Here is a 16,055-nt window from a genome sequence, read left to right as displayed (position 1 = left end):
AGATCAAAAGCATATCCAGCTAGTTCCCAATAGCGGTTGCTCCAAAAGGTCTCGGCAAAGACTCGCAATGATCGTTCTTCGAATTTTGCAAAGTCCGCGCTCTGCGCATTTCTGTAATTCGGGCAGCGCGGCATCGGCCAAAGTGGGCTCGATGCGGCCATTCTCCGCGGCTTGCATGTTTGGCAGGTCCAGCCCAATCCGGACACTTAATCCAAGACTTTGCAATTCCGACTTGCGGACAAAACTGACCTTAGCGTCTACACCTTCGCTGACGCAGGATCCACCGCACTGGCAGCAACAGCTCTTCCCTTCAACAGGGAAAATCGCCAAAGCGGCCGTTCCACAACGGGCTTTGGAGCTCCTTGATCGCTCTTTGACCAGACGGCGCTCTGGCATGGAAACAAAGGGGCTTGGCTCAGCGCATAACCAAAGCTAGAGAATAGGCGTCAGGATCATGAAATTGGGCTTCTTCGCGCAAGGAGGGCGAAGACAGGCAACATTGTTACGATCCAGACCACGCTATAAATTGCGGATGGTATGGCATATTCGCTTAACCCATTGGTGTTAGGCAACAGCAAAGTGGCAATTGCGATTCCCAAAGCTCCGTTTTGAACGCCGGTCTCAATTGAAATCGTCTTCGCCTCGATGTCTGTGCATCCGAGCATCCCTGAACTCATGATGCCAATAAACGTGAGTGACGCACCTACAACAAAAAGTGCGGGTCCAAGCCTAAGGTAGTTTTCCGCGACCACCACCCAGTTTGAAATGATAGCGCCTCCGATGACCATCGCAAAAAGTAGCATAGAGACCTTGCTAAAGATTGGTTCGACCGCAGCTACAATTCGCGGCGCCAAGGATCGCGCGATCACCCCGGCTAGGATCGGTGAAGCTGTTAAAAAAAACATTGCTAAAGCCGTCGAAGAAATGTCGATAGCGGGCGCCGTTGCCCCAATGAACATCTGCATCGAAAACCCCAGGATGAGCGGTACGGTAACGACACAAGTCAGACTGAAGACTGCTGTAAGAGTAACGGACAAAGCGACATCCCAATTCGAAAGCTTGGTCACGATGTTACTGATCGCCCCGCCCGGACAGGCCGCTAAAATCATGATGCCAACGGCTGCCTCAGCGGAAATCCCAAAGATAAAAGTCACCATCAAAGCGATGCAAGGCAGCAAAATGATCTGGTTGAGAGCGCCGACGCAAAAGGCCCGTGGACGTCGTCCGATGCGTTGAAAGTCAGCCGCTGTGAGTCCGAGGCCAAGGCAGAACATGATGACAACAACTGCGAGCGGCAGCAGCACAGATATGAAAATTTCGCCCATCTACCATGACCTCTATGGCTGCATGCTTCCGCACGCTTTCGGACGATACCGTTCAGAAAACCTGATGACGAGTGTTATCAGTTTGGCGCATTTATCCTCAAGCGCCCGAAGATCGAGGCTGTCTCTATTTATTATTCCTATCACAGGGTTGGACGATCTGGCGTGAAAGAGCTTTCCAGTGCTAATCTCACTGTATGGCAAGTGTAACTTACGCATTCGCCCGCGCGATGGCCAACGCCGCCGGGATGACGCTAAACGACGATGGCGCCCTGATTTCGAATGGCGCTGTCGTGCTGCGTCTACCAGAAGCTCAAGACGGCCAATTGGCGGATGATGCGTATTTCGATCTGATCGATTGGATTCGTGCGCAACAAGCGGACGAGGCCGCGTTGGTTGAGGCCTATGCGAACGCGATTGCGACCGATGATCTCGGCGTCCTTGGCCTAGCCGTAAAGACAGCTCCGACCTTGCGGCAATCTTTGCAACGGATCGAGCGTTATTTTCGTCTCGTAACGGACACCGCAGTTTACAGACTTGATGAAACCGGCGATCCGGTCCTTTGGATTTTTGAGGGACAAACATCACATCGCGCTGCCTTGGAGCTGCGCAACGAATGCGCGCTTGCGGCCTTTGCGAGGAACATGCATCGGTTTGTGGGTGATGGGTTGTCGCTCGCATATGTCACGTTTCAGCATCCATGCAGACAAGAACCAGAGCGTTACGCCGAATATTTCGGGTGCCCGGTTCGATTTGGGAGCGCCCACAACGCCATTGCTATGCGCCCTGCTATGCTGGAAAGCGAAAATCGTCTTGGCGATCCGGGCTTGTCAGATTTCATGACGAAGCACCTGGATGAGGAGTTCAACTCTCGCGATGACGACACCTCACTGAGCCAAGCAATTGTCCACCGGCTTACACCGGCCCTGAGTAACGGCGCGCCGCAAGCAGCGCATGTCGCACAAGAGATGGGAATGAGCGAGCGCACGCTTTACCGCAGGTTGGCCGAGGAAGGGCTGACCTATCGCGACGTTCTTGGTCAGGCACAAGTTGCACTTGCTCGTGACCTGCTCCGTGACGGTAAGGCTTCCATAGCCGAGATCGCCTTTATGACCGGGTTTTCGGAACAGAGCACGTTCACCCGCGCCTTCAAGCGCTGGGTTGGCCAGGCTCCGGCACGATTCAGGCAGCAAGCGACCTCCGACTAGGCACACACCTCAAGACCACATGGCAGGTTCGGCCAAAACCTTGGCAGGGCGGGCCGATACCTCAATCGATGTGGTGCATAACTTCTTCTTTGTCAGATCCACCTGGGGCGCTGCCGAGTAAAGCAAACCCATTTGCCCCTCTCAGACAAAGGAAATTTGCAATGAGCAATCATGACCACAAACATGGAGCAAGCTGCGCTTGCGACGTCACGCCCGAACGCGTTGATATGGCGCGCCGGCGACTCTTGCAACAAGCCGCCGGTGCGGCCGCGGCAGGTACAACAATAGTGGCTGGCGGGCAGGCCCTTGCCGCGACCGACGAAGCACGCGCCTACTATGCTGACCCGGAAAATCCAGGCCTTCCCCAAATCGACATGACCATCGAGCCGGGGCGTACCGCGCTTGTGGTGACCGACCCCCAGATTGATTTTTTGTCAGAGGACGGTGTGACGTGGGGCGTCGTTGGCGAAAGCGTGACCGAACAGGGCACGGTCGACAATATCGAACGGCTTTTCATTGCCGCCAAGGCTGCGGGGATGCCGGTCTTCATCTCGCCCCACTATTACTACCCACATGACCACAAATGGGAGTTCGAGGGCACTCTGGAAGCGACGATGCACAGCATCGGCATGTTTGACCGCCTGGGACCGCTCAATTTGGACAACTTCGAGGGCTCAGGTGCCGACTGGATGCCGCAATACAAGAAGTACATCGAGGATGGCGAAACCATCATTTGCTCGCCACACAAGGTTTACAGCCCTGCTCAGAATGACCTGAACCTGCAATTGCGTAAACGCAAGATCGACAAGGTGATCCTCGCGGGGATGTCGGCGAACCTGTGTACGCAGGCGCATCTCTACGAGCTGCTGGAGCTGGGCTACGAAGTCGCTGTCGTTCGCGATGCCACAGCTGGGGCCAAGGTGCCTGAAGGTGACGGGTATCTCGCCGCCATCATCAACTTCCGCATGGTCGCCAACGGCGTCTGGTGGACCGACGACGCGGTTGAGCGCATTGGCCAATCGGCCTGACCCAAATCGATCTTCAAATTTGATCCTAGCATCCTGAAAGGACATATCATGACACGCATCTTTACATTTCCCGCGCTTACAACAGCGTTGACTCTCGCCCTGGCGGCGGCGGCATTGGCTGACGATGAATACAACGTTTCGAACAGTCTTACCTTGACTGGGCAGCCCCTCGGCATGCATGGCGTCGATCCTGTATCGATGTTTGAAGCCGAAATACCCGAAATGGGCAACGCCACTTTTACATCGGCCCATGATGGAGTGGACTACTATTTTGCGTCGCAGGCAGCGAAAGCCACATTCGAGGCGGATCCGACGGCACATCTGCCTCAATTCGGCGGGTTCTGCGCCTTTGGTGTCTATGTAGGCAAGAAGCTTGATGGCGATGTTCGGTATGCCGATATCGTGGACGACAAGCTCTATCTCTTTGTGAATGAGGAAATCTTCAAGAAGTACCTTGAGGACAAAGAGACCGTGATCCAAGGCGCCCATGCCAAGTGGGCAGACATCCACCACACGCCTGTCGGCAGCCTTTGATCGAGGAATTTGGTGGCTTTTGCCGGTCGGAGCCACCGCTGCCTCTCCCCTCCCCAAAAGGCCGGCATTTCTCCAAGACGCCCTGTCCGCAATGACAATTTGCGTGCGTCGAAAACTCTTCCCAAAGGAAACCAGACATGACTGATTTTGAGACCTATACAATCGCCTCAGCCCCTGATGCCGCGAAACCAATTCTGGAAGCATCGCTGAAAGGATATGGTTTTGTGCCCAACCTTTATGCGGCCATGGCCGAAGCGCCCGCAATTTTGGAAGGCTATACGACACTTTCCAACATCTTTGGAAAGACCAGCCTGTCAGAGACTGAGCGCCAGATCATCCTTATGACTAACAACCGGTTGAACGGGTGCAAGTACTGCATGGCCGCCCATACCACTCTTTCACAGATGGCCGGTGTCCCCGAAGACGTGATCGCAGCGTTACGCGATGGCAGCCCTATCGCCGACCCCAAATTGGAAGCACTGCGCAAATTCGCCATCGTGATCAACGAAAGCCGAGGCTGGCCCAGCGACGCACAGGTCGAAGCGTTTCTGACGGCTGGTTACACACGCCGATCTATGCTGGAAGTCATCCTCGGCACAGCGTTGAAAACCCTGTCGAACTATACGAACCATGTGGCGGAAACCGCGTTGGATGATGCCTTTGTGCCAAATGCATGGAGCGCCTCGGTCGCGGCAGTGGCTGAATAGCGCGACGCCCGCCCATTTGTTAATCTTGCTTTTGGACCTGTGTTTGATTCCCGACAAGAAGGGGATCTGATTTTAGACGTCCGACAGCAAAGTCAACAAAGGTGCGCACCTTCGCAGACACGGTTCGTCCCTCTTGATGCACAAGATGGATGGGGACTTCGGGTGGTTCATACGACTTTAGAACAGTCTTGAGCCGCCCATCTGCAATGTAGGGTGCGACTTGATAGGACAGAAGCCGCCCGACACCATGACCTTGCAAGGCCAACTCGATCACAGCGTCATTTGTGTTCATGCTGATGCGTGGGCTCATGCGTTTGGTGACAGTCTTTCTGCCCCGTTGAAAATGCCATTGGGCCGATGCATTCAAGGCAGTTGAATTAATGATTGCATGGCAGGATAAATCATCGGGCGTATCTGGTTCGCCATATTGGTCAAGATATTTACGGGAAGCAAACGCGACCTGCCTCACCGTACCACACCTGACAGCCATCAAACTGGAATCAGCGAGGTTGCCAATTCTGATCCCGACGTCGAGACCCTCATCAATCAGATTGACCACTCGGTCCACATAGAGCGTGCGCGCTGAGAGCTTTGGATACAGATCCAGAAATTCGCCCAAAATTGGAGTGACGAACATACGGCCAAACAGGACAGATGCAGTAACACTAATTTCCCCGGTCGGTTCGGCATAGTAACCGACAGCGGCGCGCTCGGCCTCTTCAAGGTCAGCCAGAATACGTCTGGCATCCTCAAAAAACCTTTGCCCGCTATCAGTCAGCATCACTGAGCGCGTTGTGCGTACAAAAAGACGTAGCCCGAGGCTGTCCTCAAGCATAGAAACCATTCGGGTCACTGTCGGTGGTGACATGTTGAGGTCGCGGGCCGCAGCAGCGAAACCTTTTAGTTCGGCGACCTTCACAAAGACTTTTAACGCGTGAAATCTGTCCAAGATATTATTCCATATTTTTGAATAATATATTGCCAAGTATCCAAATTCCGCAACTTGAAAGCTCCAATTAACTTCACCTCAGTCCCAGGGCATCGCCCAGGCCGAGATGGAGAATTCAATGGCACGACCCTTTGCAGAGATCAGCTTCACGCCCTCCGTTCGCGAAACGCAGGCCAAAAACGGGTCAGCTAACGGCTACGCGAAGTTTCTGGACGGCACGCGTCAGGAGGACTCAATCAGCCCGGTCGAGGCCAGGTTCATCGGGCAAAGAGACGGCTTCTATCAGGCAACAGTCTCGGAAACCGGCTGGCCCTATGTACAATTTCGCGGTGGGCCAGCGGGTTTTCTGAAAGTGTTGGATGAACGGACACTTGCCTACGCCGATTTCCTCGGCAACCGGCAATATCTCAGCACTGGGAATCTGCTGGGCAATGACCGAATCTCGCTGATCCTGATGGATTATCCCAATCAGCGACGCCTCAAGATCTGGGGTCGGGCGAAACTCATTGATGCCAATGCCGATCCGGCGCTGATGCAACGCCTGAGTGAGCCGGGCTATCGCGCTCATCCTGAGCGGGCGATTGTGATCAAGCTTGAGGCGATGGACTGGAACTGCCCGCAGCACATCCCCCAACGCCTGACCCTTGAAGAATTTGAAGATTACCTCGTCCCGCTTCGCACTGAGCTGGAAGCACTGAAAGCTCGAAACGCAAGGCTCGAAGAGGCACTGGGTCAGCAAAACTGACCGATATCAAGCCCCGCGCGTTCAAGAACGCACGCCGTAACCTGAAGAAAGGAAACATCCATGTCGCGCAATCTGAAATCCGTCCTGAGCGCCAGCATTCTCGCACTTTCCATTGCTGCGCCATTTACACCGGCGCCAGCAATCGCCGCAGAGACTGGAATTGAAGCTACGCAGGCTGTCAGCTTCCGCACGGAAGAAATCGGCGACATCGCTATCGCCTATCGTGAAGCAGGAGATCCAAACAGACCTACTGTCCTGCTGCTTCACGGCTTTCCGACCTCATCACATATGTTCCGCAACCTTATCCCTGAACTGGCCAAGCACTACCACGTGATCGCACCCGATTTTCCCGGATTTGGAGCGTCGGAGATGCCAAAGGCCGAAGGCTTCGAGTATTCCTTCGCGAATATCTCCGAAATGATGACATCGCTGCTCGACCGGAAGGGAGTCGAACAGTACTCGGTCTATTTGATGGACTATGGTGCCCCGGTTGGTTTCCGAATGTTTGCGGAACAGCCCGAGCGGGTAACCGGCTTCATCATTCAAAACGGGAATGCTTACGAGGAAGGGCTGCGCGAGTTCTGGGATCCAATCAAAGCCTATTGGGCCGAGCCATCGCAAGAGAACGGCGACCAGCTTCGTGGATTCCTCACTCTGGATGCAACCAAATGGCAGTTCACCCACGGCGTTAAAAAACCGGAACTGATCAGTCCCGACAATTATTGGCATGTCCAATACCTGCTCGACCGCGAAGGTAATCAAGAGGTGCAACTTGAACTCTTCCTAGACTACGGCACCAATGTTGCCGAGTACCCAAAATGGCAAGCGCTGTTTCGGAAGCATCAACCCCCGGCGCTACTGATGTGGGGTAAGAATGATCACATCTTTCCGGTCGAAGGCGCCTATCCCTATGAACGCGATCTGAATGATCTCGAGTTTCATCTGCTCGATACGGGTCACTTCGCGCTGGAAGAATATGGGCCCGAGATTGCGGCGCAAATGACCGCCTTTCTGAACCGCATCACCGCCGCCAGCAACTGACGTAAAACTGGCCGCACCATGCTCAAAGGTGCGGCCGACGCATGGAGAAAACCAATGAATACGCAAGCAAATACTGTCAGACAGGTAACGGTTGAAATCGTACACGGCTTTGTCGACGGTGGCGCCGGTGGAAATCCCGCAGGCGTCGTCCTGGATGCTGATGAATTGGGCGAACAGGATATGCAAACCGTCGCGGCAAGGGTTGGATTGTCCGAAACGGCCTTTGTGTCGCAGTCCAAGACAGAGGGCTTCAAACTGGATTTCTTCACACCGAACAGGCGCATCGCTCATTGCGGTCATGCAACAATTGCCGCCTTCTCTCACCTTGACGCGCTGGGCCGGATTCCCAATCCCAACACCTCGAAGGAGACAGTTGATGGGCCAAGGCGCATACTAATGAAAGAGGGTGCCGCCTATATGGAACAGCTGGCCCCAAAATACGCGATACCAGAGGACTGGGTGGAAAAAGGTGTAAGCATCGACGATGTACTGAACTCCCTTGGGATCAACAGACATCATCTTGATCAGGAAATACCACCGGTTTTAGTCAATACCGGTAACAGTTTCATTGTCATCGGCCTCGCTGATGCCGATGGTCTTGCCAATGTGAAACCAGATTTTGCCAAAATCACGCAAATCAGCGAACGACTGGATTTGATCGGCTACTACGTCTTCACAAGAGACCCATCGGCGACCGACCGAGACGCTACAACCCGCATGTTTGCGCCCCGATACGCGATTGAGGAAGAAGCCGCGACGGGGATGGCTGCGGGGCCCTTAGCATGTGTATTGCACGACTTTGTCGTATCATCTCAACGATCATTTCAAATCGAACAAGGGGTGTTTATGAACCCGGCGAGTCCGAGCCTGATAAAAGTCGATCTGGAAATCGACAATGGAACAATCTCTGGCCTCTTGGCAGGTGGTTTCGGCAAGGTCATGTGCTCGCGTCGAATTAGTTTCTAGCGTTGCGCTCGCGGCGAATGGCTGGCTTGGCGGGCCGCACCGCAGCAACGACGCCCATCGGGCCACGTCCGAATTGGGCCGTCCGCTGAATTTTGCAAAGTCCGGATTCCTGCGCATCGCTGACCTTACGGCACGGACAAGCACTTTGTGTTCTCGGCTCAACGCTACAACTGATCTAGATTTCACGACTGACCGTTGTTCGGGTGCAGCAGGTGGTTGGCTGACGAGAGCGAAAACGCTGCATAATCGCGACTTATGTTAAATCTCGATATCCCGGCTTTCTGCCACAAAACCGGTGCGCGTTTTCGACAGTTTCAGGAAAACGAATGTTTCTTTCGGTGATGTCTTGAAGGACGATGCCCGCAGTATCAATATTAGACTAAGCGTCCTAAATCCAAGTCTTGTTCATTGTTTTCACTCCCTGATTGGCTGCGTTCCAAGCCAAAGCAGCTCACCGAAGCAAATCAAAAGCCCGAAGACGAGCTTGGTGCCGAACCGGTTGCGAAGGTCGGCACCAATATCGACCGGCCGGTCATCAATCTTTATCGGCCCCATATCACCTCTGGGGATTGTCTGATTGTAACCGGGTATCAGGACTTCTTGTCTTCACTGTCGATTTTGATGAAGGAGTTGCCTGAACTGAGGGATCTGGAAAACGACAGCGATATCCGGATCCGGATATCGTTCGGGATCGACACGGCTAATACCAAAAGGCTGACCAACCCCAAACCAGTCACCGAAGAAATGAAACTCTACTGGCTGGAGCGCTCCGGGCTTCAAGTGGAAGAGGATCACGATCTTATCGCGGTGCTGGCAAAACACGCCATCAAAACCGGCAAAATTGACTTGCGTGTCTTCGATCCGGAGCTTGCCAAACGCAAGTTAGGGATAACCGGGGACCGGCGGCTACACTCAAAAATCGTCAGCTCGCCAAAAGGTGCCGTCGCCGGATCCGCAAACTTTTCCTACTCAGGGCTCTACAGAAACATCGAGTATGCCGATGACCTGGATGCGGGCACTCATGAACTTCAGGTCGAACGCACAGAAGCCGCTGAGCAGGCTTGGGATGTATCTGTCGATTGGAATACCGAAGCGCTGGAGATACTCGAAAAGCTCATCAAACCGGTGACCGCTGAAGATGCGATGGCGCGTACGATCTCCGAGCAAAAAGGGTTCGAACCTTGGCTCACCGGAGACCGAAAAGATATCACGAGCCATACGCTGTTTGGGTATCAACAGGACCTGACCTATGAGGCGTGTTCCATCGTCTATGACCATGGGATCGCCTTTGTAGAAGCGCCAACCGGTTCAGGAAAGACAGAGATCGGCTGTCACCTGGCCGAAGCGTTGTCAGAAACATTCTCAGAAGTCGTTCCCCGCTCTCCCGTCCATGGCGTTGCGCGAAAAAATGCAGCTGTAATTGCCCCGCCCAAAGTTATTCCCAGTTGGCGCAAGTACTCGACAAACTCGCTCCAACCTGTCGCAAATAGCAAACTTGCCAAACAACACCTCCGTGGCGCTGGCGATGAAGAAAAATCTGGGCTCAGGCTCGATCAGTTTGGCATTCTGATAATCGATGAGAGCCACACAGTTACTCCGGGCTTTGAACAAGCATCTCAAATGGCCTCAGCTATTGAGCTTGCCCCGCCAAGCTGGAACGTCTGTCTATCGGCGACGCTGCTCGGGAACCGCGATGTCGACTGGTTGACCCATATGCAGGAGAAGCGGGCGTCCATTTTCATGACGCCGCACTTCATTCAGGCCATGGGTGAATTGTTCGAGCGCGAAACCCAAGTTCCTAAGGATATCTTCAACCAGGATGCGCAACTGGCCGTCCTATCAGAGCCTGACACGACGCTCACGCGAGAGGCTCGCACCGAACTCGCTAAGTTGGTTTCGCCGTTTTTGACACGCAGACAAAGGCGATGCATTGGCGAGGACGAAGATCCCAAGAAACACAGCTACCCAAGACTAGAAAACCACGGGCGCCCGAAGAAATTGAAGGTGACAAAGCCTCAGCAAACGCGCCTGGATGAGATTGTGGCCCTCTGCAAAGAACTTGCGCCAGGCGGTCGGGTGACCGCTGTAGAGAAAAGCCGCTTCGGACACGTCAGCACGCAACAAAGCACGCAGGACCAACTCTACATCCGCAACCTTTTGAACATTCTGCGCGTGAGCGCCGCCCAGGCCCATTGGGAGATGTCACATGGAGCTATTGGAAAATCGCTTCGCGACTTTGAGCGTGGTGGAAAATCGAAGAAAAAGATATCCCACCGCGACCAGTCCGACATGTTCGCCGCACTGGGAATAGAAGCGCCTGAACCCACAAAGGAATGCGACACTCTTAACCAAAAACTGGGTCTCAGTGTTCTCAAGGAGCTTGATGAGAAGCGGTATGAGGCGTGCCTGAGAATACAAAATGAAAAAAGCAGGGTCGTCTTTCTCGCAGAACGGACGGACACACTCGAGATTTTTGCAGAAGCGCTGTCGCGCAGAGGCCACCACACCAACTATGTCGTGGGAAACCAAACCAAGGGCGAAGATCGCGCCGTGAAGGCGATCTTTGGAGATGGCTCCGACAGCTTCAAGCGCATCAAACAGGGAAAGTCCGTTGAGTCTTACTTCCGGCCTGGAGGAAAGAACGAACCAAAAGGATCTGCATCGGTTTTTCTGACTTACAAGATGGCTGAAGGTATCAACCTTCAGTCGTCAGACACGCTGGTGTTGCTTGGCCTGACCTCGAATCTGAAAGAGCTCATCCAAGGTCTGGGTAGGATCGACCGGATCGATAGTGAGTTTGGGGTCGTCAATTACCATCTTGTTGATGTGCCAGTAGGTCAGTTTGCATCTGACGAAAAAATCGCCCAGCGCATAGAGAACTATAAAACTTTGGCTGGGGAGGCGTTAATCGACGCCGTCCTAGAAGAAAGCACCGAAGACGCAGAACTGATCCTCGATAGTGTTGTTGAATATCTGCGCTCCCCGCGGCGGCTTCGCGACAACAACTTTCACGACGTCCTGGAACGCACCAAGCAAACAATCCCCGAAGACCGCTACAAACTCATCGACAAAGCCAAAATCCAGGGAACCTGGGGCGCCGAGTTGGCGCTCCTATCGGCCCGTGAGAAATTCACGGCCCTACATCTCAAAGGACTTAGCAAGAGCAATAGCTTCTTTCCGCCTCGCCTGCTGCTTCTAAAGGATACTGCGCCAGGCCTGATATTGGAACGCGACCAGCTAGCCTGCGTGCAATCTCTGGAGACTGCATACGAACGGACCAGAAGCCTTGGCATGGAACACGCCCACATGGCACTGGAAGATCTCTCTGAAGCGCTAGAGACGATTTCAGAGCAGATCGGCAAGCTGACCGAGTGGGACTTGCGCCCGGCGCGCGTTGAGAGCCTCATGAAAGCTTGCGCCGAGTTCATGGGACGCAAAGGTGGCGTCGAACTCAGTGATCAAGAGAGGTTTGGCCATCTGTCACTGCCGGCCGTTGAAATGGTGTGCGAGGCGTGGAGCCGTGAGCTTGATCCCTTCTGGGAACAAGCGAAACACGAAGTGCGTGACAGCTTCGCCTATGAGGATCTTCCCAAGGGGTACATCGCGCTTCAGGTTATCCTGGAAAAGCTCGAAAGCGATCATCAGGCGTCCGCTGAGATCCATGAAAAGATGGTCCGGGTCATCGAGGAAGCTGAGCAGGTTTCACGCGACCACGAACCGGCAATTGGACAGCGCATTTCAGTGGTGTTCTTTTCGGATGGTGCAGGTGAGCACTAGGCGGCCTCAGACAGCAGCGAAGCCAGATCACTCAGTTTTACCAAGTGTCCTCGCGTCGTCTTACCTTCCATTTGCGCACCATGGGTCTCAATCCCTTTGCTCTCAAAATCAGACAGGAGTTTTCGGGACGTAGTTCCTCTTGACCTAGCCAGTGTACCTACCGGCAAGTACTCGCTTTGAAAGATCGCAAGCTGCTGCGGTCTGACCAAGAAAGACTCGCTTGGGCCATGCGGAACTTTGCGTGATCCGAGCAGGCCCAGCTTGCACCAATGTGTCACCGCCTGAGCCTTCCAACCCGTCAACTTTGCGACATCATTTGCGGTCCAGTCTTTTGACAACCGCTGCGTCCCAAGTTCGCGGTCGATGTCGGAAACTGAAAAATGAAACTCACCAAGTCGCATGTTTTCTTCCGCAACAACAGGTTTGATAACGCCTGTGGAGATTTTCTGAAGAACATGCATCAAAGCAGCTCGATCAGTTGTGCGCCTCAGGTTGAGCTGATTGAACGGAATAGTTTCTCCCGCTTGAACTTTAGTGCAGTTTCGAATGTTTGTTGTGAGCTCTTTTAGGCTTTCACCGTCAATGCAGCCATCAACAAGTGGAGGACGGTATTCAGCAGCAACCTCGTGGATCAATTCTGACGCGCGAAGCAGATCAATTTGCTTTCTTGTAACACCAAGGTAGTCTCTGGCCTGCAACCCATCCCAGTACCGCTTCCTATCCAGATAGATGTTCGAAATTTCGAAGCGTGGAATCATCGTATGCCGGTGCCCATACCCGCTACGGGCTTGCTTTCCGGCAATTTGACCTGACTGAACCTCAGCCACCAAGCGCTGTGCAGAAATTCCCAGTTCCTTGGCCGCTTGTTTAGCCGAGACCCATTCCCGAGCTTGCAACGGCGTTAGCTTTCCCAGGTAGGTTCCCTTGAATTCGGTTGAAGCAGCACGCGACACTGCATCTCTGAAAGGCTCGTACGCATCATCTTCGAACTTCATAAGTCTTTGATACCAGCTTCCGAGCATGGACGGCACAGAGTTGGATTCTGAATTTCCTGCCAGTATCAACCCTCGAACGTGTTCTTCGAACCCATTTGGCCAATGGTCAAATACAGTTGCCAACGGCTCAATCAGTTCCAACGAATCTGCAACGCTTTTGGGTGTTTGTGTTTTCCCAGACTTGCCCGTGCGGTTCTGAGCGAAACCACTCGCTAGGAAATTAATAAAAGCGCCAATGTCTTTTGGGACCTGACGCCCTCCTGCAAGGTCAAGAAACCGCTTGCCAACCGTTGAATCTCCCGCAATCAAGGCGGAGATGATCACTTCGTGGTCCTTTGCTGCCACCCGTGGGAAATTGGAGTAGCTAAAGCCACATCTGCATTTATCAAAGCCGCCGGACGTCGGACGCAATGTGGTTTTGCAGACAGGGCAAACATCTTGAAGACGCGTTTTGTGATGGTGACAGGCTGTCACCAAGTAATGACGCCAAGTTTGTTGAAAGGGTAAGCCATCGGCAAGACATGAAGGGCAAATCGGATCGCTATGATGCCGCTCGAAACGCCAGTTTAAGCTGGGTGACTCAGGTTTGGCAGAAGGGGAGATAGTAACCAACAAACCTTTCTCTAAGCCCATCTCTTGCTCAAAGTGCTCGATGTTCTCGACTAGAATTCGCCCATACTTCCGCCGGAACCGTGTCAAAAATTCAGAGACATCTCTGTATCCATTTACATGGGCTAGACGACGCAAGTATCCGATAAGGCTCTCGCCTTTCAATGGTGGTACTGCAAACAAACCCGGCACCTCATACACCTCGCATAATCGCAAGCTCATGCGACGTCATAGGCTCTACTTCGAGACCAGCATCTGCCATGACTCTGATGTATGACCTGATCAGCTCAGTATCCGATGGTGGTTCTTCTTGAAAAAACGACTGATACGGATCTCGCTCCAGGCCTGAATCCGTCGCTGCCCTGGCAATCGTTTTGGTGCTGTATTGTGAATTTTGGGCACCCAATGCCAGGGGCGCGCGCAGCACTTCCAACGCCACTGGCACACGTCCGCCGGAAACACCGTACAATCGCCGTACCATATCGTCTTGGTCAAACTCCAAAAGGATGCCGGACTCCTCAAGACAATAGAAGGCAGCAAAGATTGCATCGCAGAACGCGATACGATCAGCCTCAACGCTCCACCAATAGGGGTTCATTCGAATGGTGTTCAAACAGCGTCCCGCAAACTGCTCGTTGCTGTCCATAACCGCTTCGAACATTGGCAACCCAGCTAAAATCAGAGTGACTGAGGTTTCATCAACAATAGTCTTGAAGTGATCAGCGGCTTGTCGACGCGAGTGCCTAGTCAGAGTTTCGGCGCAATGGTTCACTTCGTCGATAATGATTGTTTGAATGCCGTGCTCAGCTACGAGCCGAAAGAGACGTTCTCGAATTTGGGCAGGTCGCTCTCGTTCTACGAAGTCAAAGCCCATGCTTCGCAAGCAGGAACCGTAATAATCCCGCTCGGAAGGCCGTGGCGCAAGTCGGCCCAGAATGACATCTGAAGATACCAGAATAGCACTTGGGCCGTGGCGGTCATTTTCAACTTGTGCCTTCAAGTCCTTTGTCAGTTCTGTCTTTCCACATCTCGTCGGCCCCAAGATTGGTATGATCCGTCCACCCTCGGTTGCTGCAATATTCAAAAGACGTTTTATCTCCGAGACAGCCCATTCGTGGCGGCTATGTCGGATGAATGCACCTTGCAGAGCTCTACTAGTTGTTTGGTCCAGCATCTTTTCTTTCGACCCTTGGCAAGTTCTTTGATCTCGTAACTGCGAGCTTGTTGTGACCAACCTCTGACCGTATTTGGTCAATTAGTTGTGGTTCTTTCAAACTTCTGTTCTGCATATCAGCGGCCCGCAACTTGTCGATTTCCGCAGAGCGGTTCCTTTGCAGTTTAGTTTTTTTGCCCTGCTTATACGTCCTGCGCGCTTGGATATCTTTGTGGATCTCCAAAGCCGTTTTGATTGGTCCGTTGTGTTTCGCCTTGGGTGACCGGCATTCTCTTAGCTCACGATAAGAAAGTGCTGCCAAGTCTTTTGCTTTGTTGGACGCGCGCACCAACTCGCCTGTATGCGGATCCACGACCAAAATTTCCCTAGCATCAAGTGGAGCATAGCGTATTTCAACTCGCTGGCGCGGGCCTAGTCGTCGGTACAGCCTTGCCAAGTCTTCAGAGTTGTATTGCATACTCTCGAATTCGATACCGTAGTGCCACAGAGTTCGAGATTCGGATTGGATCATCAGCGCTGCGTGATGCTCGTCCAAAGACGGGGGTTCTGGCACTATGTGTTCATCTGCCAATCTGTCCCAAGCGGCGCTAGGTGTTTCACCCCGTTTAAAGATGTCTTGGACTTTTCTCCTCGGAGTTCTTCCATATTCGTCGTAGCGCCAGCGTTGCATTATTGAATTGAACACTCTTAGCGTCAGACGGGCTTCATCCATTGCTTTTTTGGTTCGATCCCGGTCGGGATATGCTTTGACTTAGTCGCACCCGGAAGCTGGCTGACTTTGCTTCGAACTGCCCCGAACAAGTTTTCGATAAACGGCTTTTCCTGGGGTTTTCGAGGTTGCGCCCAATGGCCATGGACACCAGCAACTTCGATAAAAGCATCGATGGGTTCGCCCACGTTCTCTGAACCCTGATCCATTACAACTGAGCAGCCTCATCTGACTGGTCCAAGTTGATTGTTAGTGCATCATCGGCCTCTGATCCATCGGGATGATGGTTTC

At 53.2% G+C, this 16,055-nt stretch carries 14 protein-coding genes; 8 read left to right on the top strand and 6 right to left on the bottom strand.

The window, feature by feature from the left end; all coding sequences use genetic code 11:
* Positions 1–452: 452 nt before the first annotated feature.
* Positions 453–1,325 (bottom strand): bile acid:sodium symporter family protein, encoded by an 873-nt coding sequence (locus AC2FIB_RS22065; RefSeq protein ID WP_496705823.1) that lies wholly within the window; start codon positions 1,323–1,325, stop codon positions 453–455.
* A gap of 194 nt (positions 1,326–1,519) precedes the next feature.
* On the opposite strand from AC2FIB_RS22065, the gene AC2FIB_RS22060 reads away from it, so the two are divergent.
* From AC2FIB_RS22060 to AC2FIB_RS22045, 4 genes are all read left to right on the top strand, one after another.
* A complete protein-coding gene (locus AC2FIB_RS22060) occupies positions 1,520–2,530 on the top strand; it encodes an AraC family transcriptional regulator (protein WP_496705825.1) in 1,011 nt (336 codons plus the stop codon).
* A 161-nt stretch (positions 2,531–2,691) separates the two neighbouring features.
* Positions 2,692–3,558: a cysteine hydrolase family protein gene (locus AC2FIB_RS22055; protein WP_058282012.1), complete on the top strand. Its 867-nt coding sequence runs from the start codon at positions 2,692–2,694 to the stop codon at positions 3,556–3,558.
* Between the two features lie 48 nt (positions 3,559–3,606).
* Positions 3,607–4,092 (top strand): YHS domain-containing (seleno)protein, encoded by a 486-nt coding sequence (locus AC2FIB_RS22050; RefSeq protein WP_170790462.1) that lies wholly within the window; start codon positions 3,607–3,609, stop codon positions 4,090–4,092.
* 137 nt (positions 4,093–4,229) lie between these two features.
* Entirely contained in the window at positions 4,230–4,799 is a 570-nt protein-coding gene (locus AC2FIB_RS22045; RefSeq protein ID WP_496737883.1) for a carboxymuconolactone decarboxylase family protein, read from the top strand.
* 19 nt (positions 4,800–4,818) lie between these two features.
* On the opposite strand, the gene AC2FIB_RS22040 is transcribed toward AC2FIB_RS22045, so the two are convergent.
* Complete coding sequence (locus AC2FIB_RS22040; RefSeq protein WP_496705829.1) at positions 4,819–5,784, bottom strand: LysR family transcriptional regulator; 966 nt, start codon at positions 5,782–5,784, stop codon at positions 4,819–4,821.
* An 82-nt stretch (positions 5,785–5,866) separates the two neighbouring features.
* Here AC2FIB_RS22040 and AC2FIB_RS22035 point away from each other — a divergent pair, with 82 nt between their 5' ends.
* From AC2FIB_RS22035 to AC2FIB_RS22020, 4 genes are all read left to right on the top strand, one after another.
* The gene (locus AC2FIB_RS22035) at positions 5,867–6,493 is read left to right on the top strand and encodes a pyridoxamine 5'-phosphate oxidase family protein (protein ID WP_281995598.1); all 627 of its coding nucleotides are present in this window, start codon (positions 5,867–5,869) and stop codon (positions 6,491–6,493) included.
* Positions 6,494–6,553: 60 nt separating this feature from the next.
* Positions 6,554–7,534 carry an alpha/beta fold hydrolase gene (locus AC2FIB_RS22030; protein ID WP_281995597.1) on the top strand — a complete coding sequence of 327 codons (981 nt, stop codon included), beginning with the start codon at positions 6,554–6,556 and terminating at the stop codon, positions 7,532–7,534.
* A gap of 54 nt (positions 7,535–7,588) precedes the next feature.
* The gene (locus tag AC2FIB_RS22025) at positions 7,589–8,500 is read left to right on the top strand and encodes a PhzF family phenazine biosynthesis protein (protein ID WP_496737885.1); all 912 of its coding nucleotides are present in this window, start codon (positions 7,589–7,591) and stop codon (positions 8,498–8,500) included.
* Between the two features lie 408 nt (positions 8,501–8,908).
* The gene (locus AC2FIB_RS22020) at positions 8,909–12,277 is read left to right on the top strand and encodes a DEAD/DEAH box helicase family protein (protein ID WP_496838091.1); all 3,369 of its coding nucleotides are present in this window, start codon (positions 8,909–8,911) and stop codon (positions 12,275–12,277) included.
* On the opposite strand, the gene AC2FIB_RS22015 is transcribed toward AC2FIB_RS22020, so the two are convergent.
* The 4 genes from AC2FIB_RS22015 to AC2FIB_RS22000 are packed head-to-tail and all read right to left on the bottom strand — an operon-like array spanning position 12,274 to position 15,973.
* Positions 12,274–14,103, bottom strand: coding sequence for a TniQ family protein (locus AC2FIB_RS22015; RefSeq protein ID WP_496842719.1), 1,830 nt, complete (start codon positions 14,101–14,103; stop codon positions 12,274–12,276). The genes AC2FIB_RS22020 and AC2FIB_RS22015 overlap by 4 nt on opposite strands.
* Positions 14,075–15,055 carry a TniB family NTP-binding protein gene (locus tag AC2FIB_RS22010; protein WP_170790470.1) on the bottom strand — a complete coding sequence of 327 codons (981 nt, stop codon included), beginning with the start codon at positions 15,053–15,055 and terminating at the stop codon, positions 14,075–14,077. Before AC2FIB_RS22010 ends, AC2FIB_RS22015 begins: the two co-directional genes overlap by 29 nt.
* A complete protein-coding gene (locus AC2FIB_RS22005) occupies positions 15,036–15,767 on the bottom strand; it encodes a Mu transposase C-terminal domain-containing protein (protein ID WP_496842718.1) in 732 nt (243 codons plus the stop codon). The genes AC2FIB_RS22010 and AC2FIB_RS22005 overlap by 20 nt, the downstream gene beginning before the upstream one ends.
* The gene (locus tag AC2FIB_RS22000; protein ID WP_496842717.1) at positions 15,749–15,973 is read right to left on the bottom strand and encodes a hypothetical protein; all 225 of its coding nucleotides are present in this window, start codon (positions 15,971–15,973) and stop codon (positions 15,749–15,751) included. Before AC2FIB_RS22000 ends, AC2FIB_RS22005 begins: the two co-directional genes overlap by 19 nt.
* Positions 15,974–16,055: the final 82 nt, after the last annotated feature.

The sequence above is a fragment of the Ruegeria sp. YTSA072 genome, assembly GCF_059610285.1.
The sequence above is the reverse complement of the archived record's forward strand: the minus strand, read 5'-3'. Positions and strand labels throughout refer to the sequence as shown.